Source organism: Pseudomonas sp. OA65 (genome assembly GCF_017498305.1).
GTDB lineage: Bacteria > Pseudomonadota > Gammaproteobacteria > Pseudomonadales > Pseudomonadaceae > Aquipseudomonas > Aquipseudomonas zanjanensis.
In genome coordinates this window covers 24284-48776 of the sequence record NZ_JAGDEZ010000014.1, presented here as the reverse complement: position 1 = coordinate 48776, position 24493 = coordinate 24284, and the positions used below count along the sequence as shown (strand labels likewise).

Here is a 24493-nt window from a genome sequence, read left to right as displayed (position 1 = left end):
GTCGATCTAGCGACCGAGGTAAACCTCGATCACCCGCTCATCGGCCTGCACCTGCTCCAGCGACCCTTCAGCCAGCACGCTGCCTTGGTGCAACACGGTGACGTGGTCGGCAATCGCGCCGACGAAGCCCATGTCGTGCTCCACCACCATTAGCGAATGCTTGCCCGCCAGGGTCTTGAACAGCTCGGCGGTGAACTCGGTCTCGGCGTCGGTCATGCCCGCCACCGGTTCGTCGAGCAGCAGCAATTGCGGGTCCTGCACCAGCAGCATGCCGATCTCCAGGAACTGCTTCTGGCCGTGGGACAGCAACCCTGCGGCGCGGTTGACCGAGGCGGTGAGGCGGATGGTCTCGAGTACTTCGTCGATGCGATCGTGCTGCTCGCCGGTCAGTTTCGCCCGCAGGCTGGCCCACACCGATTTGTCGGTCTTGAGCGCCAGCTCCAGGTTCTCGAACACGCTCAAGGCTTCGAACACCGTGGGCTTCTGGAATTTGCGGCCGATGCCGGCCTGGGCGATCTGCACTTCGCTCATGGTCGTCAGGTCGAGGGTTTCGCCGAACCAGGCCTTGCCGTGACTGGGGCGGGTCTTGCCGGTAATGACATCCATCAGCGTGGTCTTGCCGGCACCGTTGGGGCCGATGATGCAGCGCAATTCGCCGACGCCGATGTACAGGTTCAACTCGTTCAAGGCCTTGAAACCATCGAAACTGACGCTGATGTCTTCCAAAGTCAGGATGGTGCCGTGGCGGGTGTTCAGGCCCACGCCGGCCGCCTGGCCGAGGCCGATGGCGTCGCGGCTGCTGCCTTGGTCTTTGTTGGGCTCCAGGATGGGTTCGAGCATGAAATCCGCCGTCGGTGTGATTCTCATTGTTCGCCCCTTTTCTTCAGCAGCCCGATCACGCCCTTGGGCAGATACAGGGTCACGACGATGAACAGGGCGCCGAGGAAGAACAGCCAATATTCAGGAAACGCCACGGTGAACCAGCTCTTCATGCCGTTCACCACCCCGGCGCCCAGCAACGGCCCGATCAACGTGCCGCGCCCGCCGAGGGCGACCCAGACGGCGGCTTCGATGGAGTTGGTCGGCGACATTTCGCTGGGGTTGATGATGCCCACCTGCGGCACGTACAACGCCCCGGCCAAGCCGCACAACACCGCGCTCAACACCCAGACGAACAGCTTGAACCCCCGGGGATCGTAGCCGCAGAACATCAGCCGGTTTTCCGCGTCGCGCAGGGCGGTCAGCACCCGGCCGAATTTGCTGCGGGCCAGGCGCCAGCCGATGAACAGGCTCGCCACCAGCAACAACACCGTGGCGAAAAACAGCACCGCCCGGGTGCCCGGTTCGGTGATGCCAAAGCCCAGGATCGAACGGAAATTGGTAAAGCCGTTGTTGCCGCCAAACCCGGTTTCGTTGCGGAAAAACAGCAGCATTCCGGCGAAGGTCAGGGCCTGGGTCATGATCGAGAAATACACGCCCTTGATCCGCGAGCGGAAGGCGAAGAAACCGAACACCAGCGCCAGCAAACCCGGCGCCAGCACCACCAGGCACATCGCCCAAAGGAAACTGTCGGTACCGGCCCAGTACCAGGGCAACTCGGTCCACGACAAGAAAGTCATGAACGCCGGCAAGCCATCGCCGGCGGCCTGGCGCATCAGGTACATGCCCATGGCGTAGCCGCCCAGGGCGAAGAACAAACCGTGGCCCAGGGAGAGCAAGCCGGCGTAGCCCCAGACCAGGTCCAGCGCCAGGGCGACGATGGCATAGCAGAGAATCTTGCCCACCAGGGTCAGGGTGTAGGCCGAAACGTGGAGCGGATGGTCCGCCGCCAGCAGCGACAGCAGCGGCAGGCTCAACAGCACGGCGAGGATCAGCGCGCCGACGGCGAGAGTGACTTTGGGACCGGCCTTTTGCGTGGCCGTGAGCATCAGGGGCTGGTTCATCAGTCGATTACCCGTCCTTTGAGCGCGAAGAGGCCTTGCGGACGCTTCTGGATGAACAGAATGATCAGCGCGAGGATCAGGATCTTGCCGAGCACGGCACCGATCTGCGGTTCGAGGATCTTGTTGGCGATGCCCAGGCCGAACGCGGCGAACACACTGCCGGCCAACTGGCCGACACCGCCGAGCACCACCACCAGGAACGAGTCGATGATGTAGCTCTGGCCCAGGTCCGGGCCGACGTTGCCGATCTGGCTCAGGGCCACGCCGCCGAGCCCGGCGATGCCCGAACCGAGGCCGAAGGCGAGCATGTCCACGCGCCCGGTGGGCACGCCGCAGCACGCGGCCATGTTGCGGTTCTGCGTTACCGCGCGGACGTTCAGGCCCAGGCGTGTCTTGTTCAGCAGCAGCCAGGTCAGCACCACCACGAACAGCGCGAAGGCGATGATCACGATGCGGTTGTACGGCAGCACCAGGTTCGGCAACACCTGGATCCCGCCCGACAGCCACGCCGGGTTGGCGACTTCGACGTTCTGCGCACCGAACACCAGGCGCACCAGTTGGATCAGCATCAGGCTGATGCCCCAGGTGGCGAGCAGGGTTTCCAGCGGGCGCCCGTAGAGATGGCGAATCACCGTGCGCTCCAGGGCCATGCCGATGGCCGCGGTGATGAAAAACGCCACTGGCAAAGCGATCAGCGGATAGAACTCGATGGCGTTCGGGGCGAAGCGCTGGAACAGTATCTGCACCACGTAGGTGGAGTAGGCGCCGAGCATGAGCATCTCGCCGTGGGCCATGTTGATCACCCCCAGCAGGCCAAAGGTGATCGCCAGGCCGAGGGCGGCGAGCAGCAGGATCGAGCCCAGGGACATGCCGCTGAAGGCCTGGCCCAGCAACTCGCCCACCAGGAGTTTGCGCTTGACCTGGCTGAGGCTGGTCTCAGCGGCGGTGCGCACGGCGGCATCGGTTTCGACGCCGGGCTCAAGTAAACCTTCCAGGCGGGTGCGGGCCAATGGATCACCGGTTTCCCCCAGCAGGCGCACGGCGGCCAGGCGCACGTTCGGGTTGGTGTCCACCAGTTGCAGGTTCGCCAGGGCCAGGCTCAGGGCGGCGTGTACGTCTTCGTCCTGCTCGCCGGCCAATTGTCGATCGAGAAATGCCAGTTGCGCCGGGCGGGCACTTTTTTGCAATTGCTGCGCGGCAGCCAGGCGTACGCGGGCATCGACGGCGAGTAATTGGTGGCTGGCGAGCGCGGTTTCAATCAGGCCGCGCAAGCGGTTGTTCAGGCGCAGGGTCTTGGGTTGGCCATCGACGGTCAACTGCCCTTGTTGCAAGGCGTTGATCAGTTCGACGCGCTCAGGCTCCGGCTGCGCGGCCCAGGTTTCCAAAAGCTTGGCCTGCTGGGTCGGGTTGGCGGCGACGAAGTCTTCGGCGTCGCCGGCGTGGGCGCCCAGTGGCAACAGCAAACATACTAGGAGGAGCAAACGATAAAGGGACATAGCTACGTCCTGTAAGGCGACGACGGACCCTGTGGGAGCAAAGCTTGCTCGCGATGGCGGTGTGTCTGGATGACCGCGATCGCGAGCAAGCTTTGCTCCCACAGAGTTAGGGGCTTGTTCCCAGGCTCAGTTGCTCTTCACCGCATAGTCAGGCTTCTTGTCGTTGCCGGCGATGAACGGGCTCCAAGGTTGGGCGCGGATCGGGCCTTCGGTCTGCCAGACCACGTTGAACTGACCGTCGGCCTGGATCTCGCCGATCATCACGGGCTTGTGCAGGTGATGGTTGGTCTTGTCCATGGTCAGGGTGTAGCCCGACGGTGCGGCGAAGGTCTGGCCGGCCAGGGCTTCGCGGACCTTGTCGACATCGGTGGACTTGGCTTTTTCCACCGCTTGCGCCCACATGTGGATGCCGACGTAGGTGGCCTCCATCGGGTCGTTGGTCACCGCTTTGTCGGCGCCCGGCAGGTTCTTGGCCTTGGCGTAGGCTTTCCAGGAATCGACGAATTTCTTGTTCGCCGGGTTATCCACGGACTCGAAGTAATTCCATGCCGCCAGGTTGCCCACCAGTGGCTTGGTGTCGATGCCACGCAGTTCCTCTTCGCCCACCGAGAACGCTACGACCGGCACGTCGGTAGCCTTCAGGCCCTGGTTCGCCAGTTCTTTGTAGAACGGCACGTTGGAGTCGCCGTTCACGGTGGAGATGACCGCGGTCTTGCCACCGGCCGAGAATTTCTTGATGTTGGCGACAATGGTCTGGTAGTCGCTGTGGCCGAACGGGGTATAGACCTCTTCGATGTCCTTGTCCGCCACGCCTTTGGAGTGCAGGAACGAACGCAGGATCTTGTTGGTGGTGCGCGGGTAGACGTAGTCGGTGCCCAGCAGGAAGTAGCGCTTGGCGCTGCCGCCTTCTTCGCTCATCAGGTATTCCACCGCCGGAATCGCCTGCTGATTCGGCGCTGCGCCGGTGTAGAAGACGTTGGGCGACATCTCTTCGCCTTCGTATTGCACCGGGTAGAACAGCAGCCCGTTGAGCTCTTCGAACACCGGCAACACGGATTTACGCGACACCGAGGTCCAGCAGCCGAACACCACGGCGACCTTGTCCTGGGTCAGCAACTGACGGCCCTTTTCGGCGAACAGTGGCCAGTTCGATGCCGGGTCCACGACTACGGCCTCAAGCTTTTTGCCGTTCACGCCACCCTTGGCGTTGATCTCGTCGATGGTCATCAGCGCCATGTCCTTGAGGGACGTCTCGGAGATCGCCATGGTGCCGGACAGCGAATGCAGGATGCCGACCTTGATGGTTTCGGCGGCCTGGACGGTCCAGGCCATGCCCATCGCGGCAATACTTGCCGAGAGTGTAAAAGCCTTGATCAAGCTACGACGCTTCATTGTGCGATCTCCATGGACTTATGAGTTTTTTTGGGCGGCAGATGCAAACGCTGAAGGCGCTTTTGCAAGGGGTGTGCCCGGTCGGGAAAAGGCTTTGAAATGCGGGGTTGGCGGTAGAGAAGGAAAACGACAATGCACCGTCAGCGACCACATCGCGGGGGCTGGTGCAGGAAGGCGCTCCGTATTGGGGCGTGGAAGGTGAGCCAATTCAACGTGAGATTTTCGACCGCCCGACTATGCTGACTCTTCTGCCATTCTGAAGAGGGGAAATCCGTTTTGAATGACTCTGGCCCTGCGAGCAGTTTTCTTCTCGACGAGACGGCGGTGTTTGACGTGTTGCCTGGCACTAAACCGGTCGAGCACCCGAAGTGGATGCATGCGACACATTTGAGAGAAGGCAGGTATTCGCTGATTCTCACCGCTGGAGAGCACCTTCGAAGCAGTGAGCTGCAGGTGTTTCCTGATTCAACCTTGCACGTTCGTTTTTCGGCGGCCCTACCCAGCATCAGTTCGGATGGGCTCACCTGCTCAGTTGCTTTTTTCGATGATCTAGCTCAAGCCGAATTCCAACTTGGGATTTTCCATGTGTGTGGAGGCTATACACCGTCGGAATGGAGGACGGTGGATTTGGATCTGGCTTGGTTGGCAGGGAAGCGTGGCCGACTCTTGATCGCGTGCGGGCCTGGGGCGAAGAACGATCCGACGGCAGATTGGTTGGCGATAGCTGACTTGTGCGTCGCCAGAGAGGGAGAGATGAAAGCGCTTCTGGCGAAAACCCATCAACCCATGCGCATGAAAAACGAGATCGCACACTTCAGTAGCGTCTACCGGAATGAGTTCTATGCAAACGTTCAGGAGCGCCAGAGTGAAACGGCAATGGGCGTTGCTCGCACCGTCCGCCGATTAAATGGACCGGCTCAGGCGCAAGGGCATGCTGCGCAGGCTGACATGGTCATTTTGGAGCCGTTTGAAGGCGAGGCCGCCTACTCTTATGCGACGCGTCTGCTGAGGGCGAACGTCCCGGAGACTCCGCCGGATTTTCAAGCGAGGCTACGCCAGAAAGTCATGGACCACGGCGCCATAAAGGTTTTGTCAATCTGCAGTGGCGCCGCGCGGATAGAGGCCGGTTTGTCAGCGGCGGTACCCGAAGGCGTGGAATGGTCATTGCTGGATATCAATGAGGACTTGCTTCAAATCGCGGCAAAGCAGTTTCCGCCAGGGATCCGCCTCGATTTGATCGTGGCGGATGCAAATAACCTGGTGCCTACCGGTGAGCAGTGGGACGTCATCATGTGTGTTTCGGCATTGCATCATTTGGTCGAGCTGGAAAAAGTCATGCTCTTTATCTCCCGTAGTTTGAAAAACGATGGGGAGTTCTGGAGTGTGGGGGAGGCTGTGGGACGTAACGGCAACCGCTTGTGGCCCGACGCAATCATTGCCGCTGACGCCGCATTCTCGTCCTTGCCGGCGCGCTACCGATTAAATGCCGACACCCAGGCCGTCGATGCGGTCATTCCAGACAAGGACCATTCGATTGGGTGTTTCGAGGGGATTCGAAGCGAGGAAATTACCGCGCTCCTGGAGCGTTGGCTGAAGCCGGTAGACGTTTACCGCACCAACTGCTTTCTCTGGCGGATGGTGAATCTTGCCTACAGCGGGAATTTTCATCTTGAAGCCGCTGAAGACCAGGCGCTGGTCATCGATATGGTACGAGCGGAGCTTGAGCATTTTCGCAATGGAGGCCTTGGGACCGAGCTATTCGGCGTCTACAAAAAGAAGCATCTCTTCAGCGGCGGCGCATCAGACCGATAAAAAACAGTCCGCCGATAGCGGCTGTGGCGACCCCAATCGGCAAGTCCTCCGGCGCGATCAACGTGCGTGCCGCCACGTCCACCCACACCAGGAACAGGCTGCCGAGCAGCACACAGGCCGGCAGCAACCGCCGATGCTCGGCGCCCACCAGGCGCCGGGCAATGTGCGGCACCATCAGCCCGACAAAACCAATCGAGCCGCTGATAGACACCAGCACGCCGGTCATCAGCGACGCGATCAGGAAAATCCACAACCGCACCTTCGCCGCGTTCAGGCCCAGGGTCACGGCGGTTTGTTCGCCCGCCATCAGCGCGTTCAGCGGCCGGGCCATGCCCAGCAGCAACACCAGCCCCAACCCCACGCTGGCGGCCGGCACGGCCAGCAGCTCCCAACGGGCCAGGCCCAGGCCACCAAGCATCCAGAACATCACTGCCGAACTGGCGCGATGATCGCCGAGGAACAGCAGCAGGTTGGCCGCCGCCATCATCACGAAGGACACCGCCACGCCGCACAGCAACAGCCGATCACTCTCCAGGCGACCCTGGCGGGCAGCGATGGCCAGGACCAGCAACATGCTCAGCAGTGCGCCGATGAAGGCCGCGAGGGGCAGGGTCAGCAAGCCGATGACTTCACCGACATGCAACACCACGATGACCGCTCCCAAGGTCGCACCGGAGGTGACACCCAACAGGTGCGGATCGGCCAGCGGGTTGCGCGTGACCGCTTGCAGCACCGCACCGATCAGCGCCAGCCCCGCACCGACCAGGGCACCGAGCAGCAGGCGCGGGACGCGGATCAGCCAGACGATATGTTCCTGGCCGGGCGTCCAATAGACCTCGCCCACACCGAAGGCCTTATGCAGCAGTAGATCCCAGACCACGGCCACCGGCACCCGCGCCGGCCCGAAACCCAGGGATACCACGCACGACACCAGCAGCAGCGCACCGAGGACCATCAGCAGGGCGCCGTAGCGACGATTATTCATTGGCGGTGGAAACCCCGTGCCAGGGTTTGCACCGCCAGCACGTTGTCGATACCCGGTGTGGCCTGCACGTAAGGGATCACGATGAAGCGCCGCTGCTTGATCGCATCCACCGATTGCAGGGCCGGGTTATCCAGCAGGAATTGTTGCTTCTGCTCGGCGCTGACTTCGCCGTAGTCGACGATCACGATGACCTGCGGGTTGCGCTCGACCACGTTCTCCCAGTTCACCCGGGTCCAACTGGTTTCCACGTCATCGAGGATGTTGCGTCCGCCGGCCGCGTCAATCAGGGCCTGGGGCATGCCGAGGCGGCCGGAGGTCATGGCCCGGTCTTCGCCGCTGTCATACAGGAACACGCGCGGTTGTTGGGTCGGCAGGTGCTTGCGCGTTTCGGCCACCTGGGCCTGCATCGTCGCGATCAGCGCATTGGCGCGATCCTGTACATCGAAGATTTTCCCGAGGTTGCGCAGGTCGTTGTAGGTGTCTTCCAGGGAGGCCGCCGGGCGTTTCATCACGAAGGCGCAGGATTCGGTCAGTTCGTAGACGTTGATGCCCAGCGGTTGCAAGGTCTGCGGGGTCAGGTCGCCGCCCACACGCATGCCGTAGTCCCAGCCAGCGAAGAAAAAGTCGACGTTGGCATTGAGCAGGGTTTCCACCGAGGGGTATTTGGCGGCCAGCTCCGGCAGGCCATCGAGAATCCTGGCCATCTCGGGCGTCACCGATTTCCAGCCGCTGATGCCGCTATAGCCGACCATGCGCGGCTTGAGCCCCAGGGCGAGCATCATCTGCGTCATGTTGATGTCATGGCTGACGGCGTGCCGAGGGGCCTCGTTGAACACCACCTGGCGGTTGCAGCTCTGGATCGTCAACGGGTAGCGGGTGGCTTCGGCCAGGGCATTTGCGCTGCCCAGCAGGAGGGGCAGCAACAGCAGGAAACGCAAGGTCATGGTTGGGTTATCCAAGTGATTCGTGGGTAGCCGGACAGCGGGTGCTCATCCACCAGGGCTTCGACGCCGAACACTTCGCGCAACAGCTGGGCGGTGAGGACGTCCTTGGGCGTGCCGCTGGCGACGATGCGCCCATGTTCGATCACGTACAGGCGATCACAGAAGGCGGCGGCCAGGTTCAGATCGTGGAGGCTGGCGAGGGTGCCGATGCCCAGGCCCTTGATCAGTTGCAGCAGTTGCAATTGATAGTGCGGGTCGAGGTGGTTGGTCGGTTCGTCGAGGATCAGTAACTGCGGTTGCTGGGCCAGGGCGCGGGCGAGGATCACTCGTTGTTTTTCGCCTCCCGACAGCGTGGCGAAGGCATGGTCGCCAAAGCCTTCGAGTCCTGCCGATGCCAAGGCCTGTAGCACCAATCTCCGGTCCTCTTCGTGGTCGCCGTCGAACAGGCCCTTATGGGGCGTACGTCCCATGGCGACCACTTCCTCCACCGTCAGGCCGAAGGCGTCGGGAAACTCCTGCAGCACCACGGCGATGCGTTGGGCGCACCAGCGCGAGGACTGCTGCCAAACATTGTGATGCTCCAATTTTACTTCGCCACTTTCCGGCCGGCTGAAGCGATAGGCGCAGCGCAACAGGCTGGTCTTGCCGCTGCCGTTGGGTCCGATCAACCCGACAAACTCCCCGGCCGTCACCTGCAGCGTGGCGTCACGCAGTTGGAACTGGTGATGGCAGTGGCCATGGCCCAGGGGTGTCCAGGCGAGGTGGGAGAGGGTTAGGGAGGTCATGCAGTTACTCAAATTATTGGATCGGACCTCAATCCCCTGTGGGAGCGAGCTGTGTGGGAGCAAGGCTTGCCCGCGATGAAAACGACGCGGTCTCTTGAGGACCGCAGCGCCTGGATCGCGAGCAAGCTTTGCTCCCACAAAGCCCCACACAGTTTGAATTGTGTTCGTGGTTTGGAAGGCGGGCACGATTGTAGAGGTTTCGCGCCACCTTCCGTTAACTCGCTGTCTTCAGCTTGAAGATGAGGCAATCTCAGGCTGGCGATTGAACCGGGTGACGAGGCGATCCAGCGCCCACACCACCACCAGCGAAGCGCCCACCAATGGAAACACCACCGCCAGGGCCAGCATGATCAACACGCCAGTCTTCCAGGTCGGCAGGTCGTGACGCAGCGGCGGCACGCCGAACTTGCCCTGGGGACGGCGCTTCCACCAGATCACCAGGCCACTCACGGCGCTGAGCAGAATCATCAGGCAAACCAGCAGCACAAGGATCTGGTTCACCGCGCCGAACATCTTGCCTTCGTGCAACATCACGCCGGTTTCGGTGGCGCGGGCCACGATGCTGTAGTGCTCCCAGCGGACATCGGCCAGGACCTTGCCGGTGTACTGGTCTACGTGCAGGGTCGCGTCGTTGCGCGGGTCATCGGCGAACACGGCGACCGTGTACACGCCCGAGGCGGTCGTTGGGAACGTGATGCTGTAACCGGGCTCGACCTGGCGCGCGGTGGCGATGTCCTGCACTGCTTGCAGGCTGACGATCGGCGCGGCGGGGCCTTCATGCATGCCGCCGTGGGCCATGTGCTCGGCATGGTCGCCGGACATCGGCATCGGCGTATTTTCCATGGCCCAGGGTACGGTCTGGCGATGGGCGTTGTTGAGGCTGCCGGCCTCGACGTCGGACTTGGGCACGTCATTCCACATCGCCGCCGGGAAGCGGTTCCAGAGGTCCGCGTATTGCTTGCCCCAGAAGCCGGTCCAGGTCATGCCGCTGAGCAGCATCACCAGCAGGAATGCCGCGCCCCAGAAACCGACGACAACGTGCAGGTCACGCCAGAACAGCCGACCGCGTGCGCTCCAGCGCGGCCACAGCACGCCGGCCGACGATTGTCCGCGCGGCCACCACAGGTACAGGCCGGAGACCACCAGCACCACGCCCCAGCCGGCGGCCATTTCCACCAATCGGTCACCCACCGTGCCGATCAGCAACTCGCCGTGGATCGCCCGGGCCATGGCTTGCAGGTTGTTCTTCGCATCCTGCTCGCCGAGCACGTCGCCGTGGTACGGGTCGATGAACACGTTCAGTTCCTGGCCCTTGTCGATCACCACGAACTGCGCGCTGCGCTCGGCGTTGACCGGTGGCAAGTATTGTTTGACCTGGCCTTCGGGGTAAGCCTGGCGGACCTGCTTGAGCAGCTCGTCCGCCGCCAGGGTGTGATGCCCGGCCGGCACGTTCAGCAGGCTGCCGTACATCAGTGGATCGAGTTGCGGCTTGAACAGGTAAATGATCCCGGTCAGGGCCAGCATCACCATGAACGGCGCCACGAACAGCCCGGCATAGAAATGCCAGCGCCAGGCCAGGTTGTAGAAATTCGGTTTCGGTTGGCTCATTGCAAAGCGCTCCGCAGGGCAAATTGGGTTGTTATGTTTTTGGCGGTTGCTGCGCAACCGATCGCGGGCAAGCCTTGCTCCCACAGGTATTCCCATTGCTAAGGGAGCACAATTTGTCTCTCAGTAATGACAAATACTGTGGGAGCAAGGCTTGCCCGCGATGCTTTTAGAAACTCATATCCACCTTGGTCCAGAGCGTACGCCCCGGTTCGTTGATGGCCTGGGGATCGCTCGCCGGGTAACCAAACCCGGCGTTGCCGGCCAGGTTCAAGTGCTCGGCGTAGGCTTTGCCGAACAGGTTGTCGACGCCGCTGCTGACCTTCCAGTGCTGGTTGATGCGGTAGGCGCCGTTGAGCGAGAAGACCCCGAATCCCGAGCTTTTGCCGTAGTCCTTGCCCACCACGTTGCCCTTGTTCTCATCGACGCGGTGCTGCGCCGCCACTACCCGCCACAAGGCCCCGGCGCTCCAGCGGTCTTCGCTGTAGGTCAGGCCTAGGCGCGCGTCCAGCGGCGGCATCTGCGCCAGGGCGCTGCCGTCGCTGCTGTTCTTGCCCCAGGCGTAGGCCAGGGTGGCATCGGCTTTCCAGCGCTCGGTGAGTTTGTAGGCCGCACCCAATTCAGCGCCCATGATCCGTGCGTCGATGTTCTCGGCTCGCGAGGTGGTGCCCATCATCCCGGGGGTGTAATCGAACAGGATGTAGTCGCGCACCTGCCCGACGTACCCCGATGCCCAGGCCTCGAGGGTGTCGGTCTTGTATTGCAGGCCGAAGTCGAGCTGGGTGGTCTTCTCCGGCTTGATCGCGTCGAAGGCATTCAGCGAACCGCTCGGGCCAACGTTCGCCGAGAACAGCTCCCAGTAGTCCGGGAAACGCTGGGCGTGCCCGATGCCTGCGTAGAGGGTGGCAGGGCTGTCGTCCAGGTCGTGTTCGTAGCGGACGAAACCGCTGGGCAGCGTGTCGGCGCGGGTGTCATCGGCAGTAGGGTTGGGACGGGCCGACATGCCGGAACCGATGCTCTGGCGGTAATCCTTGGCCGAGGCGCGATCGAGCCGGGCGCCGGTGATCACTCGGTCGCGGTCGGCGGCGTACCAGGTCAATTCGCCGAACACCCCGTAATTATGGAAGTCGGCATCCTTGGTGTACGGCAGGTCCTTGTAGGTATCCACGCCCATGCTGCTGCGTTGGCGATGCTCGTTGGTCTGGGCGTCCAGGCCGCTGATCAATTGCACATCGGCCCAGCGCCAGGTCGCCTTGATGCGGGCGCCGAGGGTGCGACGGTCGACGTTGGAGGCCATGGGCCCAGCCATCATCCCGGTGCCGGACGGCGTGCGCAGCGTGTAGTTGTCCATCACATGGTCGGCGTAGTTGTAGTAGACCTGGGCCTCGACCTTGTCCAGCACCTCGCCGATGTTCGAGCGCTCGAAACGCAGCCCGAGGCTTTCACGCTTGAACTGCGAACCGTCCATGCCGCGCCCGGCGTAGCGCGCTTCACCGTCGCCCTTGCCGGCGGTCAGCTCCAGCAGGGTATCGGCGTCCGGCGTCCAGCCGAGGGTGACGTCGCCATTCCACTTGTCATAGCGCGACGGCACGGTGTCGTTGTTGCCGTCGCGGTAATCGTCCGAATGGGCGGTGTTGCCGATCACCCGTACATAACCCAGCGGCCCACCGGCGGCGGCATCCACCACTTTGTCGAAGCGGCCGTTGGAGCCGGCCAGCACGCTGGCGTTGACCCGGGTGCCCAACTCGCCGAACTGTTCCGGCTCGCGCTCGAACAGCACGGTCCCAGCCGAGGCACCGGGGCCCCAGAGCACGGTTTGCGGGCCTTTGATGACGGTGAGCTTGTCGTAGGTTTCCGGCGAGATGTAGGACGTCGGCGCGTCCATCCGGCCCGGGCAAGCACCCAGCAGCATGCTGCCGTTGGTGAGGATGTTCAGCCGCGAACCGAACATGCCACGCAACACCGGGTCGCCATTGGTGCCGCCGTTGCGCACCAGGGCGAAGCCGGGAATGGTCTTGAGGTAATCGCCGCCATCGCTGGCCGGCACCGGTTGGCGCGGGTCCTTGGGATTGGTGACGACGGTCAGGGGGGAACTGGGAGCGATGGCGGTGATGACCGTCGGGCTCAGTTCTTCGACCGGATGATCGAGATGCTCGTGCTCGTCGGCCAAAACGAGCGGGGTGAGCAGCAGGCCGCACAGTGCGGCGATGGTTTGGCGCAAACGAACCCGTGGCTCGTTCAGGGGGCAGCGAACCTGGGCAGAGCCCAAAGCGATGCCAGCAGAAAACCTGGACATGATGATTCCATCGAACAGACGTAGACGACACGGTCGGGCAGCCTGGGGCTGTCTTGTATGACCGGGGTAAGTTAAGTGTCAGGTTTACGCGTCGAGGGGCGGTGCGCGGGTGCGGGCACCCGGGAATAATGCCGGCCGGGCATGACCCAGGCGTGGGGAAGGGCTGGTGTAGGTGTTGGTGTGGGGTGTGTCGAAGGCGACGAAGGTGTGACCGCCAGGCAGCGCGGGGCAATTGGACAGCAGGCTGCAATAACCGCACTTTTCCCACAGCGCATGATGCTCGCTCTGTGGCGGGCAGTGCTCGGCTGCCGGCGCTTCGTGCGCCGACATGTCCATGCTCATCTCCATGTTCATGCTCATAGGCATGGACATGCGTTGATCCATCGGCATCGACTGGGAAACCAGCGGACCGATGAAGATCATCAGCATGGCGAACAGGCTGATCCAGCTACCGCGGGTCAGGCTCATGGGCTGACGGCGGCGGGTGGGCAGGCTGGCGCGACGAGGTTGCATGGGCGGCTATGTCTTACTGTTCGTGCTTATGCGTCTTGGTGCCGTCGGGTGCTTTTTTCTGCACCGCGACATCCACCGTGACATCCCCGGCCTTTTCGAAGTGCAGGGTCATGGGGAAACGCTTGCCGTCGCTGAGCAGGCTGCGGTCCTTCAGGTCCAGCAGCATCACGTGATAGGCCATCGGTGCGAAGGTGACGGTGGCACCGGGGGCGATGGCTACGACGGGCACCGGTTGCATTTTCATCAGGTCGTTTTGCATCACATGCTCGTGGAGCTCGGCCTTGCCGGCGATGGGCGAGTCGACGCTGAGCAGCTTGTCTGCGGTCTTGCCGCTGTTGTGGAGCACGAAATAGGCGGCCACGGTCGGCGCGTTGGGCGGCAATTCCTGGGACCATGGATGGGCGATCTCAAGCTCGCCCGCTTTGTATTGGTGAGCTTGGGCGAAGCCGATGGGAAGCAGCAGGGCGGCCAGCAGGATAAGTCTGTTCAACATGGCAATTCTCCGGAACGATTCAGGACGCAGGTGTGTGCGGAAGAATCAGGCCAGAGGCGAGGCGCGGGGGTTGAGGCTGGGCCACTGCTGGCGTGGCGTGGGGCTGTCGAGCTCGGAATGGACGGCGGCACGATGGGCCAACTGTGCATCCAGAAACAACTGCGGAGCATGCCCGGCGAGCGCCACCAACGGCGCCGGCCCTGAGCAGCACCAGCAATGTTGCATGGTCGAGTGATTGTCTTTTTGTGGCGCGCCCTGTTCGAGTTTGCCCAAGGATATCGCCACCATTTTCGTGCCGCTGGACGAGCAGAAACTGCCCCACAACAGTTGCTCGGCTGGCGAATTGGCGGTCGAACCCCCGCTGTTGGCAAGCGGCATGGCAAGCATGTTGAACAGCACTGCGAAGCAGGCGATCCAGGCAAATGCAAGCCGTTGTCGGGACATGGGGCAATCCGCTCGGTTGGGCGATCAGGTGGCGGTATTTAGCCTGATCGGGGGGCAGAAGTAAAAAGGCCACGTGCGGTGTAGGGTCGCAGGCTTGTGAGTAACAATAGCAAGGTATCTTCAGGTGAGTGCTTTTGTGGCGAGGGAGCAAGCTCCCTCGCCACAGGGCTCCGATGACATTGAACAGATTGCGAAGGATCATTCTCGCCATCTCCTGCTCTCCGTTCAAAATCAGAGTTACGGCTTTCATCTAGCAGGATTCTGGAGAATTCAGGATCACACCTGACGCGTTCGATGATCGTGTGCTTATAGCTTCGTGTGAGAGGCATAGCGTTACCTTTGAAAATCTAATGGCGTGAGCATTCATTGTGGCGAGGGGATTTATCCCCGCTGGGCTGCGTAGCAGCCCCAAGAGCAGTGAATGCAGTCCGCCAGACAAAACTGTGAGCTTATGTTTTGGGACTGCTTCGCAGCCCAGCGGGGATAAATCCCCTCGCCACAGGGGTGGGTTTGACCAATCGATTTTGATCAAAGCCAACGTCCTGTCGCTTATCTCGGGTCGACCACATCCAATGCCCGATTCGCCAACAACTGGCCCAGCTCAATCATTTGCTGGACCCCTTGCGCGATATGTCGTCGCGAGCCCTCCAGATCGAATGCGAGGTCGCCGACCATGGCTGGCCCTTCATCGAGAGTGTCGCCCCGGTCTGAAGGGCGCATGAGATCTTTGTGGCGAGGGAGCTTGCTCCCGCTGGGCCGGGCTGGCGCTCCAGCGCGGAGCGGCCCTAAAACCAGGCATTGCTGTGTGTCAGGAATATCGCGTCCGCTTTTTTGGGGCTGCTGCGCAGCCCAGCGGGAGCAAGCTCCCTCGCCACAGGGCGGCGGCTGTGCGCAGGTTAGTCGACCGGGAGTCCAGCATTACCGGCGCGCCCGAAGGCGCCCTGCGCACAACCATCATCAAGTGCAGGGATGAACTACCTGACTGACGAAGCTTGTGAACCCGCTGAAAACCTCGGGCGACTAAACCCGATCACTGATGGGCAGTGACGGGAATCAAGTTACCGACGGCCTCCAAGGCGCACAAGCCGGCGGATTCTGGCGTAGTTGTAGGCAGCGACGCAAGGTGATGTAGCCTGCTGACGTAGTTCTGACAGGACAGGCTTGTAGGACGGTGCAGGTTTCTGTCAGACCAGCTGCCGCAGCCCCCGCAACACCTCATCCACCGTTCCAAACTCCCGATCCACCCCCGCCAACACCGGCCGCTTCAACACCAACACCGGCACCCCCCGTTCCCGCGCCACCTCCAGCTTCGGTTCCGTAGCAGTGCTGCCACTGTTCTTGCTCACCAGCACATCGATCCGCCGTCGTTCGAACAGCTCACGCTCGCTCTCGATATGAAAAGGACCACGAGCCCCAATCACTTCGCAGCGCTCATTACCGGAATAAACCTCCAGCGCCCGCAGGGTCCAGAATTGCTCTGGCGGGATTTCATTCAGGTGTTGCAGCGGCTCACGCCCGAGGGTGAACAGGGGCCGGTGGAAGGGTTGCAGGGCCTGGATCAGTTCGCTCCAGTCGGCCACTTCGCGCCAGTCATCGCCGACCTGGGGTTGCCAGGCCGGGCGGCGCAGGGCCCAGCAGGGGATGGCGCAGGCTCGGGCGGCGTGGGCGGCGTTGTGGCTGATCTGGGCGGCGTAGGGGTGAGTGGCGTCCAGCAGCAGGTCGATGCCCTCGGCGCGGATGAAGTGCGCTAGCCCTTCGGCGCCGCCGTAGCCGCCGACGCGGACCTGGCAGGTCAGGTCGGTGGGGATGCGGCCGATGCCCGCCAGGCTGTAGATGTGCTGGGGCCCGAGGGTGCGGGCGATGGCCAGGGCTTCGGTGACGCCACCGAGGAGCAGGATACGTTTCATTTCAAAACTCCAGCCTGGCCGACAATCCCACCCTGGCGGTCGATGGCGAAGACTTCGACCTGGACCTGGGTCGGCACCACGCTGCGGGCGAAGGCCAGCGCGTGGTCGCACACCGCGTCACCGAGGGCGATGCCGGCGGCGCTGGCCATCGCCAGGGCCTGTTGGCTGGTGTTGGCTTCTCGAATGCCTTGCTGCAACACCTCATCGGCACCGATGGCGGCGGCCCATTCGGCCAGTTGTGGCAGGTCGATGCTCGAGTGGCGGCTGTGCAGGTCCATGTGGCCGGCGGCGAGTTTGCTGATCTTGCCAAAACCGCCGCAGAGGCTGAGTTTTTCCACCGGTACCTTGCGCACATGTTTGAGCACGGCGCCGACGAAGTCGCCCATTTCGATCAGGGCGATTTCCGGCAGGTTGTAGACCCGGCGCATGGTGTCTTCGCTGGCATTGCCGGTGCAGGCGGCGATGTGCAGGTAGCCGTTGGTTTTCGCCACGTCGATGCCCTGGTGGATCGAGGCGATGTAGGCCGCGCAGGAGAACGGCCGGACGATGCCGCTGGTGCCGAGGATTGACAGGCCGCCGAGGATGCCCAGGCGCGGGTTCATGGTTTTCAGCGCCAGGGCTTCGCCGCCCTCGACATTGATCGTGACTTCGAAACCGCCGGTATAACCACTTTCCTCGGCCAGCCGACCCAGGTGGTCGTTGATCATTTTGCGTGGCACCGGGTTGATCGCCGGCTCACCGACGCCCAGCACCAACCCCGGTCGCGTCACCGTGCCGACGCCGCGACCGGCGATGAAGTGCACGCCGGGCTCGGCGATCAAGCGCACCTGGGAAAACAACAGGGCGCCGTGGGTCACGTCCGGGTCATCGCCGGCGTCCTTGATCGTTCCGGCCTCGGCGCCTTGGTCGGTCAGGCGGCAGAACTCCAGGCGCATCTGCACCTGCTTGCCCTTGGGCAGGATGATTTCCACGGCGTCAGCTTCGGTGCCGCGCAGCAGCAGGCGGGCCGCCGCCAGGCTGGTGGCGGTGGCGCAACTGCCGGTGGTCAGGCCACTGCGCAAGGGGGCGGGTTGTTCGGCGGTTTCGTCACGCATCGAGAGGTTTCGTCAGGTCCAGCAAGGTGATCGGCAAGGCCTGGCGCCAGGTGTCGAATTCGCCCAGTGGCTGGGCCTGGGCAATGTGGATGCGGGTCAGTTCACCGCCGTGACGTTCGCGCCAGTGCATCAGGGTCGTTTCGCTTTGCAGGGTCACGGCATTGGCGACCAACCGACCGCCGGGCTTTAGTTGGGCCCAGCAGGCGTCGAGCACGCCTTCGCGGGTGACGCCGCCGCCGATGAACACCGCGTCCGGACGTTCGAGGTTTTCCAGCGCCTGGGGGGCGCTGCCGCGAATCAGTTGCAGGCCGGGCACGCCGAGGGTGTCGCGGTTGCGTTCGATCAAGCCTTGGCGGCCTTCGTCGGCTTCGATGGCCAGCGCCCGACAACTGGGGTGGGCGCGCATCCATTCGATGCCGATGGAGCCGCTGCCGGCGCCGACATCCCAGAGCAGCTCGCCAGGTGTGGGGGCGAGGCGGGCGAGGGTGATGGCGCGTACGTCGCGTTTGGTCAACTGACCGTCATGCTCGAACGCGGTATCGGGCAAACCGGCCAGGCGTGACAGGCGCGGTGCCGACGGTTCGGCCCGGCATTCGATGGCGATCAGGTTCAGGTCGGCGACGGTGGCGTCGGACCATTGTGTCGCAGTGCTTTCGATCCGTCGTTCTGCCGTGCCGCCCAAGTGTTCCAGCACCGTCATGGCGCTTGGGCCGAATCCCCGCTCGCGCAGCAAGGTCGCCACGGCGGCGGGGCTGTGGCGGTCGTTGCTCAGCAGCAACAGCCTGAGGCCTGTGGATAAATACCCATTGAGCGCCGGCAGGGGGCGCGCCACCAGCGACAGCGTGACCACGTCCTGCAACGGCCAGCCCATGCGCGCCGCGGCCAGCGAGCAGGAGGATGGCGCGGGGATGACCTGCATTTGATCAATCGGCACCCGTTTCGCCAGGCTGGCGCCTACGCCGTAGAACATCGGATCGCCGCTGGCCAGTACGCACACCGGTTCGCCTTGCCGAGCGAGCAGCGGTTCCAGGGAAAACGGGCTCGGCCACAGCACCCGTTCGCCGCGGATACACAATGGCAGCAGCGCCAGTTGCCGGTCGCTGCCGACAATGCGTGACGCCCGCAGCAAGGCATGGCGAGCCGTTCGGCCCAGGCCCTTGAAGCCGTCTTCACCGATGCCCACTACGGTCAGCCAGGGGGTCATCTTTATTCCTCGAATGGATGGGGTTGATCGACAGGCGTGTTGCCGCCGCGAACCGGGCCGCCATCATACCGCGCCCCGGCGGATCAGGCGCCTGGCGCAACATCAATGTCACCGCCAGACCGCTATCGCGAGCAGGCTCGCTCCCACAGGGATTTGGGGTTGAACACAGAATTTGTGAACACCCCGATCCAAACTGTGGGAGCGGGCTTGCTCGCGAAGACGGCGGTCCATCCAGCATCACTTTTTCAGACAGACCGCTATCGCGAGCAGGCTCGCTCCCACAGGGTATTTGGGGGTGAACGCAGAATTTGTGAACACTCCGATCCAAAACTGTGGGAGCGGGCTTGCTCGCGAAGGCGGCGGTCCATCCAGCATCACTTTTCAGACAGACCGCTATCGCGAGCAGGCTCGCTCCCACAGGGATTTGGGGTTGAACGCAGAATTTGTGAACACTCCGATCCAAAACTGTGGGAGCGAACTTGCTCGCGAAGGCGGCGGTCCATCCAGCATCACTTTTTCAGACAGACCGCTATCGCGAGCAGGCTCGCTCCCACAGGGATTTGGGGTTGAACGCAGAATTTGTGAACACCCCGATCAAAACTGTGGGAGCGAGCTTGCTCGCGAAGGCGGCGGTCCATCCAGCATCACTTTTTCAGACAGACCGCTATCGCGAGCAGGCTCGCTCCCACAGGGATTTGGGGTTGAACGCAGAATTTGTCGCTCCCACAAGGAATCGGTGGCGGACACCAAATTGATGAACACCCCGATCCAAACTGTGGGAGCGAGCCTGCTCGCGATGACGGCGATACAGACACCATCATTGGATCAGGCAACCCGTGTTCTTGAGCCATCTCACCTCAATCCGACCAGCAAGCTTTTCATGCCCCCCGGCAAAGCAGGCATAATGGCGGTCCTTCGCCGATGCGGCGTTTCTTATTTGTCGGTTTGCCCTTGAACGAACGTCCATCCTCCAACGTCGTACGCCCCTCCGGTTGCCCGGGGTTGCTGCGTGTCGTCCAGGCGCTGGACGGGGGGATCTGTCGGATCAAGCTCGACGGCGGTTCCATCCAGGCGGATCAGGCCGAAGCCGTGGCCTTTGTGGCCGAGCGGTTCGCCGGTGGGGTGATCGAGGCGACCAACCGGGCCAACCTGCAAATCCGCGGGATTGGTCCCGAGCACGGTGCGCTGATCGAGGCACTGCTGGCCGCCGGGCTTGGCCCACGCAATCCGGCGGGCGATGACGTGCGCAACCTGATGCTCAGCCCCTCGGCCGGGATCGACCGGCAGAGGCTGTTCGACACTCGCCCGTTGGCCGAGCAGATCCTCGTCACCCTGCAAACCCACGAGCGCTTTCATGAGTTGTCGGCCAAGTTCGCCGTGCAACTGGACGGTGGCGAAGCGTTGGCGATGCTCGAACATCACCACGACCTGTGGCTGTCGGCCCTGGTCCGTGACGGTGAGCCCTGGCTGGCCTTCGGCTTGGCCGGCACACCCCTGGATAAACCGGCGGGCAGGGTGCCCCTGGCCCAGGGCCATGCCTTGGTGGTGGCGGTGCTGGAGCAGTTCCTAGACCTGGCCCGCCCGGACCAGATCCGCATGCGCCAGTTGCTGACGGAAATCCCCGTGGATGAATTTATCAGCCGCCTGGTCCACCGCGTGCCCCTGCAAGCTTGTCTGGATTGGCAGCGGGAGGCGTCCATCGATGGGCTGCACCTCGGCGTCCATGCCCAGCACGACGACCGCGTCTACGTCGGCGCGGCGGCGCCCCTGGGGCGGCTCGATCCGCAGATGCTGCGAGGCGCGGCGCAACTGGCGCGGGAAAAAGGCGACGCGAGCCTGCGCTTCAGCCCTTGGCAAAGCCTGCTGCTGCCCAACGTGCGCCGTGAAGATGCCGCCCCAGTGCTAGCGCGGCTCGAGGCGTTGGGGTTCTTGGGTTCGAGCGATCAGCCCCTGGCACAACTCATCGCGTGCACCGGCTCCAGTGGCTGCGGCAAAGCCCTGGCCGACACCAAGGCCGACGCCCGCCAACTGGCCGATCTGCTGCAAGGCGAAGGCCATGCCATGAAGGTTCATCTATCGGGCTGCCCACGTTCCTGCGCGGCGGCCCATGTTGCGCCTGCCACCTTGCTGGCGGTCGCCCCCGGTCGTTACGACCTTTATTTTCGTGATGCCGCGCAGCCAGGTTTCGGTGCGCTGCAAGCCCACAATCTGACTATTGAAGCGCTCGGCCACTGGCTCGACGCTCATCCCCGGAGCCCCCTTGATGCTTGATTACATCCGCGACGGTCAGGAGATCTATCGCAACTCCTTCGCGATTATCCGCGCCGAAGCCAACCTGGCGCGCATTCCGGCCGATCTGGAGAAACTCGCGGTGCGGGTGATCCACGCCTGCGGCATGGTCGAGGCCATTGATGGCTTGCAGTTTTCCGAGGGCGCGGGCACGGCCGGGCGTCAGGCGCTGGCCGCCGGTGCGCCGATCCTGTGCGATGCGCGGATGGTCTCCGAAGGCGTGACCCGGGCTCGCCTGCCGGCCAACAACCCGGTGATCTGCACGTTGCGCGACGAGAGCGTCCCAGCGTTGGCCCTGGAATTGGGCAACACCCGTTCGGCTGCGGCGTTAGAGCTGTGGCGCCCGCACCTGGAAGGCAGCGTTGTGGTCATCGGCAACGCACCGACCGCGCTGTTCTACCTGCTGGAAATGCTCGATGCCGGCGCGCCGAAACCGGCATTGATCCTCGGTTTTCCGGTGGGCTTCGTTGGCGCCGCCGAGTCCAAGGCGATGCTCGCGGCCAACAGCCGCGGTGTACCGTTCGTGATCATGCAAGGTCGCCTGGGCGGCAGTGCGATGGCCGCCGCCGCCGTCAACGCCCTCGCTACGGAGATTGAATGATGCAGCAGCCTGGACGTCTGATCGGCCTCGGCGTGGGCCCCGGTGACCCGGAACTGATTACGGTCAAGGCCCTGCGCCTGCTGCGCGAATCGCCTGTGGTGGCGTACTTCGTCGCCAAGGGCAAGAAGGGCAACGCCTTCGGCATCATCGAGGCCCATTTGCAGGACGCGCAGACGTTGCTGCCCCTGGTCTACCCGGTCACCACCGAAGCGCTGCCGGCGCCGCTGTCCTATGAACAGGTGATCGCCGACTTCTACGACACCGCCGCCGAGCAGTTGGCCGTGCACTTGGACGCCGGTCGCGACGTGGCGGTGATCTGTGAGGGCGACCCGTTCTTCTACGGCTCCTACATGTACCTGCACGATCGCCTGGCCGAGCGTTATGAGGCCCAAGTCATCCCCGGCGTGTGCTCGATGCTCGGCGGAGCCTCGGTGCTCGGTGCGCCGCTGGTCTATCGCAACCAGAGCCTGTCGGTGCTCTCGGGCGTCCTGCCTCACGATGATCTCAAGCGCCGCCTGGCCGACGCGGACGCGGCGGTGATCATGAAGCTGGGACGCAATTTCCCCAAGGTTCGCCAAGTGCTCCAGGAACTGGGCATGGACGGGCGGGCGCTGTACGTCGAGCGCGCGACCATGGCCAACCAGAAAATCGTGCCGTTGGATGAAGTCGAGCCGATGTCTTCGCCGTACTTCTCGCTGATCATCGTGCCGGGCGAACGGTGGCAGGGTTGATGGCCGCCAAGACGCCTGCAATCGTCATCCTCGGCCCCGGCAGCCTGGGGACGGCCCGACGGATCCAGCAGGGCTATCCCGACGCGCTGATCCACGGCCTGGCCGGACGGGTCGAGGGCGATCGGCAGTACCTGGAATTTGGCGCGACGTTGCGCGAACTCTATCAGCAGGACACGCCGATCATCGCCCTGTGCGCGGCGGGCATCGTCATCCGTACCCTGGCGCCGCTGTTGCTGGAAAAAGGCGCCGAGCCGCCGGTACTGGCAGTGGCCGAGGATGGCAGCGCCGTGGTGCCGCTGCTCGGCGGCCTGGGCGGGGTCAACGCCATGGCCCGGGACATCGCGGCAATGCTGCAAGTGGCACCAGCGATCACCACCAGCGGCGAATTGCGTTTCGGCACCTGCCTGCTCAATCCGCCAAGCGGCTATAGCCTCGGCGATCTGGAGCAGGGCAAGCGCTTCGTCTCCGATCTGTTGGCCGGGGAACCGGTGCGCATCGAAGGCGCGGCGCCGTGGCTGGATCAGGCGCAGTTGCCGCAAGACCCGCAGGCGCGGCGCACGATCCACGTCGGCCATGCCGAGCGTGAGGCGAGCACTCACGAACTGCTGATTTATCCGCGCTGTGTCGCGGTGGTGGTGAGCGCCGAGTTGGCTGACCTGTCGGGCGCCGTTCGTGCCGCTTTGCAGCAAGCGAACGTGGCGCTTCAGAGCCTGGCGTGCCTGGTGGCGGCGGATACGCTGATGGCCAGTGTGGCCTTGCGTGAAGCGGCGCTTGAACTCGGGGTGGCGCTGCGTTTTGTGGCGACGACGGGCGATGCCGCCTCCTTGGCGCGCAGTTCGGTGCCGGCGGCGAACATCCTTTCGGCGACGGACAACCTGGCCATCGCCGTTGCCGCGCAACCCTTGGATGTGGCCCAAATCGGTCGTCCGCGCGGACGCCTGGCGGTGATCGGCCTGGGGCCGGGCGCTGCCGAGTTGATGGTGCCGGCGGTGAAAGCCGAATTGGCGCGGGCCACCGATGTGCTCGGCTACGAAACCTATGTGCGTATGGCCGGCCCGTTTCGCGATGATCAAGTGCTGCACTGCACCGACAACCGCGAAGAAATGCAGCGTGCCCGACACGCCTTTGAGTTGGCTGCGCAGGGCCGTTCGGTGATCGTCGTGTCGTCCGGTGACCCGGGTGTATTCGCCATGGCAGCAGCGGTGCTCGAAGCATTGCACGAGTCCAGCGACCCGACCTGGCACCAGGTTGACTTGGAGATCCTGCCCGGTGTGTCCGCTTCCCTCGCCACCGCCGCCCAGGCCGGTGCGCCGTTGGGGCATGACTTCTGCGTGATGTCGCTATCGGACAATCTCAAGCCCTGGTCGATCATCGAAAAACGCCTGGACCTGGCGGCCGAAGCCGATCTGGCGCTGGCCTTCTACAACCCGATCTCCCGTGCGCGACCGTGGCAATTGGGACGCGCGCTGGAGATCGTCGGCCAGCACCGCACACCGCAGACGCCGGTGGTGTTGGGGCGCGACATTGGTCGCCCGGGCCAGACCCTGCGTGTCACCACGTTGGGGCAACTCACGGCCGAGCAGGTGGATATGCGCACGATGGTCCTGATCGGCTCCTCCACGACCTGTGTGTTCCCGCGTGCATCCGGTGGAAACTGGGTGTACACGCCGCGCTGGTATGGGGCCAAACCGGCCTGAACCGTGACACTGTTCTGTGGTGGGGGGAGCTACTGTGGCGAGGGAGCTTGCTCCCGCTGGGCTGCGAAGCAGACCCCGCCCGGCGCCTGGGTGTATCAGACTGATCGAGCCGCTGCTTTTGGGGCTGCTGCGCAGCCCAGCGGGAGCAAGCTCCCTCGCCACAGGATAAAAGTGGGCTTGCGAGTGTGTTTCGATTCTTTTGCTTTAGTTCTCATCCGTGTAAAAAAGAGCACGTTGTGGTCTTGCCTCTTCTTTGAAATGC

20 protein-coding genes and 1 pseudogene are annotated in these 24493 nt (G+C 63.3%); 5 read left to right on the top strand and 16 right to left on the bottom strand.

Going from position 1 to position 24493, the window contains the following annotated elements; genetic code table 11:
• Positions 1-6 precede the first annotated feature (6 nt).
• From urtD to urtA, 4 genes are all read right to left on the bottom strand, one after another.
• The gene (gene urtD / locus J3361_RS14335) at positions 7-867 is read right to left on the bottom strand and encodes an urea ABC transporter ATP-binding protein UrtD (protein WP_207965142.1); all 861 of its coding nucleotides are present in this window, start codon (positions 865-867) and stop codon (positions 7-9) included.
• Positions 864-1943 (bottom strand): urea ABC transporter permease subunit UrtC, encoded by a 1080-nt coding sequence (gene urtC / locus J3361_RS14330; RefSeq protein ID WP_207965141.1) that lies wholly within the window; start codon positions 1941-1943, stop codon positions 864-866. The genes urtD and urtC overlap by 4 nt, the downstream gene beginning before the upstream one ends.
• The gene (gene urtB / locus J3361_RS14325; protein ID WP_207965140.1) at positions 1943-3439 is read right to left on the bottom strand and encodes an urea ABC transporter permease subunit UrtB; all 1497 of its coding nucleotides are present in this window, start codon (positions 3437-3439) and stop codon (positions 1943-1945) included. Before urtB ends, urtC begins: the two co-directional genes overlap by 1 nt.
• A gap of 126 nt (positions 3440-3565) precedes the next feature.
• Positions 3566-4831, bottom strand: coding sequence for an urea ABC transporter substrate-binding protein (gene urtA, locus J3361_RS14320; protein WP_025211599.1), 1266 nt, complete (start codon positions 4829-4831; stop codon positions 3566-3568).
• 276 nt (positions 4832-5107) lie between these two features.
• Between urtA and J3361_RS14315 the strand changes: the two genes are divergently transcribed.
• On the top strand, positions 5108-6643 hold the full coding sequence (locus J3361_RS14315; protein ID WP_207965139.1) for a class I SAM-dependent methyltransferase: 1536 nt from the start codon (positions 5108-5110) through the stop codon (positions 6641-6643).
• Here J3361_RS14315 and J3361_RS14310 read toward each other — a convergent pair.
• From J3361_RS14310 to cbiE, 12 genes and pseudogenes are all read right to left on the bottom strand, one after another.
• The gene (locus J3361_RS14310) at positions 6618-7628 is read right to left on the bottom strand and encodes an iron ABC transporter permease (protein ID WP_207965138.1); all 1011 of its coding nucleotides are present in this window, start codon (positions 7626-7628) and stop codon (positions 6618-6620) included. The two genes, J3361_RS14315 and J3361_RS14310, sit on opposite strands and share 26 nt — an antisense overlap.
• Entirely contained in the window at positions 7625-8572 is a 948-nt protein-coding gene (locus tag J3361_RS14305; RefSeq protein ID WP_207965137.1) for an ABC transporter substrate-binding protein, read from the bottom strand. The genes J3361_RS14310 and J3361_RS14305 overlap by 4 nt, the downstream gene beginning before the upstream one ends.
• Positions 8569-9357: an ABC transporter ATP-binding protein gene (locus tag J3361_RS14300; RefSeq protein WP_207965136.1), complete on the bottom strand. Its 789-nt coding sequence runs from the start codon at positions 9355-9357 to the stop codon at positions 8569-8571. Before J3361_RS14300 ends, J3361_RS14305 begins: the two co-directional genes overlap by 4 nt.
• Positions 9358-9585: 228 nt before the next feature.
• A complete protein-coding gene (locus tag J3361_RS14295) occupies positions 9586-10965 on the bottom strand; it encodes a PepSY domain-containing protein (protein WP_207965135.1) in 1380 nt (459 codons plus the stop codon).
• A 166-nt stretch (positions 10966-11131) separates the two neighbouring features.
• On the bottom strand, positions 11132-13258 hold the full coding sequence (locus J3361_RS14290; RefSeq protein ID WP_207965134.1) for a TonB-dependent copper receptor: 2127 nt from the start codon (positions 13256-13258) through the stop codon (positions 11132-11134).
• Between the two features lie 84 nt (positions 13259-13342).
• Complete coding sequence (locus tag J3361_RS14285) at positions 13343-13726, bottom strand: DUF2946 domain-containing protein (RefSeq protein WP_207965206.1); 384 nt, start codon at positions 13724-13726, stop codon at positions 13343-13345.
• Between the two features lie 58 nt (positions 13727-13784).
• Positions 13785-14264: a copper chaperone PCu(A)C gene (locus tag J3361_RS14280; protein ID WP_207965133.1), complete on the bottom strand. Its 480-nt coding sequence runs from the start codon at positions 14262-14264 to the stop codon at positions 13785-13787.
• 45 nt (positions 14265-14309) lie between these two features.
• On the bottom strand, positions 14310-14708 hold the full coding sequence (locus J3361_RS14275; protein ID WP_207965132.1) for a DUF2946 domain-containing protein: 399 nt from the start codon (positions 14706-14708) through the stop codon (positions 14310-14312).
• Positions 14709-14886: 178 nt separating this feature from the next.
• A pseudogene (locus J3361_RS29510) lies at positions 14887-15037 on the bottom strand (addiction module antidote protein); the annotation flags it as partial.
• Positions 15038-15892: 855 nt separating this feature from the next.
• Positions 15893-16615, bottom strand: a complete 723-nt coding sequence (locus J3361_RS14270) for a cobalt-precorrin-6A reductase (RefSeq protein WP_207965131.1) — start codon at positions 16613-16615, stop codon at positions 15893-15895.
• Complete coding sequence (locus J3361_RS14265) at positions 16612-17709, bottom strand: cobalt-precorrin-5B (C(1))-methyltransferase (protein WP_207965130.1); 1098 nt, start codon at positions 17707-17709, stop codon at positions 16612-16614. The genes J3361_RS14270 and J3361_RS14265 overlap by 4 nt, the downstream gene beginning before the upstream one ends.
• Complete coding sequence (cbiE, locus tag J3361_RS14260) at positions 17702-18913, bottom strand: precorrin-6y C5,15-methyltransferase (decarboxylating) subunit CbiE (protein ID WP_207965129.1); 1212 nt, start codon at positions 18911-18913, stop codon at positions 17702-17704. The genes J3361_RS14265 and cbiE overlap by 8 nt, the downstream gene beginning before the upstream one ends.
• A gap of 921 nt (positions 18914-19834) precedes the next feature.
• Here cbiE and cobG point away from each other — a divergent pair.
• The 4 genes from cobG to cobJ are packed head-to-tail and all read left to right on the top strand — an operon-like array spanning position 19835 to position 24231.
• Positions 19835-21184 (top strand): precorrin-3B synthase, encoded by a 1350-nt coding sequence (cobG, locus tag J3361_RS14255; RefSeq protein WP_207965128.1) that lies wholly within the window; start codon positions 19835-19837, stop codon positions 21182-21184.
• Positions 21177-21803, top strand: a complete 627-nt coding sequence (locus J3361_RS14250) for a precorrin-8X methylmutase (RefSeq protein WP_003197389.1) — start codon at positions 21177-21179, stop codon at positions 21801-21803. The genes cobG and J3361_RS14250 overlap by 8 nt, the downstream gene beginning before the upstream one ends.
• Positions 21803-22534: a precorrin-2 C(20)-methyltransferase gene (locus J3361_RS14245; protein ID WP_018608198.1), complete on the top strand. Its 732-nt coding sequence runs from the start codon at positions 21803-21805 to the stop codon at positions 22532-22534. The genes J3361_RS14250 and J3361_RS14245 overlap by 1 nt, the downstream gene beginning before the upstream one ends.
• Positions 22534-24231 carry a precorrin-3B C(17)-methyltransferase gene (cobJ, locus tag J3361_RS14240; RefSeq protein ID WP_207965127.1) on the top strand — a complete coding sequence of 566 codons (1698 nt, stop codon included), beginning with the start codon at positions 22534-22536 and terminating at the stop codon, positions 24229-24231. The genes J3361_RS14245 and cobJ overlap by 1 nt, the downstream gene beginning before the upstream one ends.
• Positions 24232-24493 lie beyond the last annotated feature (262 nt).

Excerpts from the sequence above, each read along its gene's own strand:
- urtD (WP_207965142.1), bottom strand. The coding sequence starts at position 867 with ATGAGAATCACACCGACGGCGGATTTCATGCTCGAACCCATCCTGGAG.
- urtC (WP_207965141.1), bottom strand. The coding sequence starts at position 1,943 with ATGAACCAGCCCCTGATGCTCACGGCCACGCAAAAGGCCGGTCCCAAA.
- urtB (WP_207965140.1), bottom strand. The coding sequence starts at position 3,439 with ATGTCCCTTTATCGTTTGCTCCTCCTAGTATGTTTGCTGTTGCCACTG.
- urtA (WP_025211599.1), bottom strand. The coding sequence starts at position 4,831 with ATGAAGCGTCGTAGCTTGATCAAGGCTTTTACACTCTCGGCAAGTATT.
- J3361_RS14310 (WP_207965138.1), bottom strand. The coding sequence starts at position 7,628 with ATGAATAATCGTCGCTACGGCGCCCTGCTGATGGTCCTCGGTGCGCTG.
- J3361_RS14305 (WP_207965137.1), bottom strand. The coding sequence starts at position 8,572 with ATGACCTTGCGTTTCCTGCTGTTGCTGCCCCTCCTGCTGGGCAGCGCA.
- J3361_RS14300 (WP_207965136.1), bottom strand. The coding sequence starts at position 9,357 with ATGACCTCCCTAACCCTCTCCCACCTCGCCTGGACACCCCTGGGCCAT.
- J3361_RS14295 (WP_207965135.1), bottom strand. The coding sequence starts at position 10,965 with ATGAGCCAACCGAAACCGAATTTCTACAACCTGGCCTGGCGCTGGCAT.
- J3361_RS14290 (WP_207965134.1), bottom strand. The coding sequence starts at position 13,258 with ATGTCCAGGTTTTCTGCTGGCATCGCTTTGGGCTCTGCCCAGGTTCGC.
- J3361_RS14285 (WP_207965206.1), bottom strand. The coding sequence starts at position 13,726 with ATGAGCCTGACCCGCGGTAGCTGGATCAGCCTGTTCGCCATGCTGATG.
- J3361_RS14280 (WP_207965133.1), bottom strand. The coding sequence starts at position 14,264 with ATGTTGAACAGACTTATCCTGCTGGCCGCCCTGCTGCTTCCCATCGGC.
- J3361_RS14275 (WP_207965132.1), bottom strand. The coding sequence starts at position 14,708 with ATGTCCCGACAACGGCTTGCATTTGCCTGGATCGCCTGCTTCGCAGTG.
- J3361_RS14270 (WP_207965131.1), bottom strand. The coding sequence starts at position 16,615 with ATGAAACGTATCCTGCTCCTCGGTGGCGTCACCGAAGCCCTGGCCATC.
- J3361_RS14265 (WP_207965130.1), bottom strand. The coding sequence starts at position 17,709 with ATGCGTGACGAAACCGCCGAACAACCCGCCCCCTTGCGCAGTGGCCTG.
- cbiE (WP_207965129.1), bottom strand. The coding sequence starts at position 18,913 with ATGACCCCCTGGCTGACCGTAGTGGGCATCGGTGAAGACGGCTTCAAG.
- cobG (WP_207965128.1), top strand. The coding sequence starts at position 19,835 with ATGCGGCGTTTCTTATTTGTCGGTTTGCCCTTGAACGAACGTCCATCC.
- J3361_RS14250 (WP_003197389.1), top strand. The coding sequence starts at position 21,177 with ATGCTTGATTACATCCGCGACGGTCAGGAGATCTATCGCAACTCCTTC.
- J3361_RS14245 (WP_018608198.1), top strand. The coding sequence starts at position 21,803 with ATGCAGCAGCCTGGACGTCTGATCGGCCTCGGCGTGGGCCCCGGTGAC.
- cobJ (WP_207965127.1), top strand. The coding sequence starts at position 22,534 with ATGGCCGCCAAGACGCCTGCAATCGTCATCCTCGGCCCCGGCAGCCTG.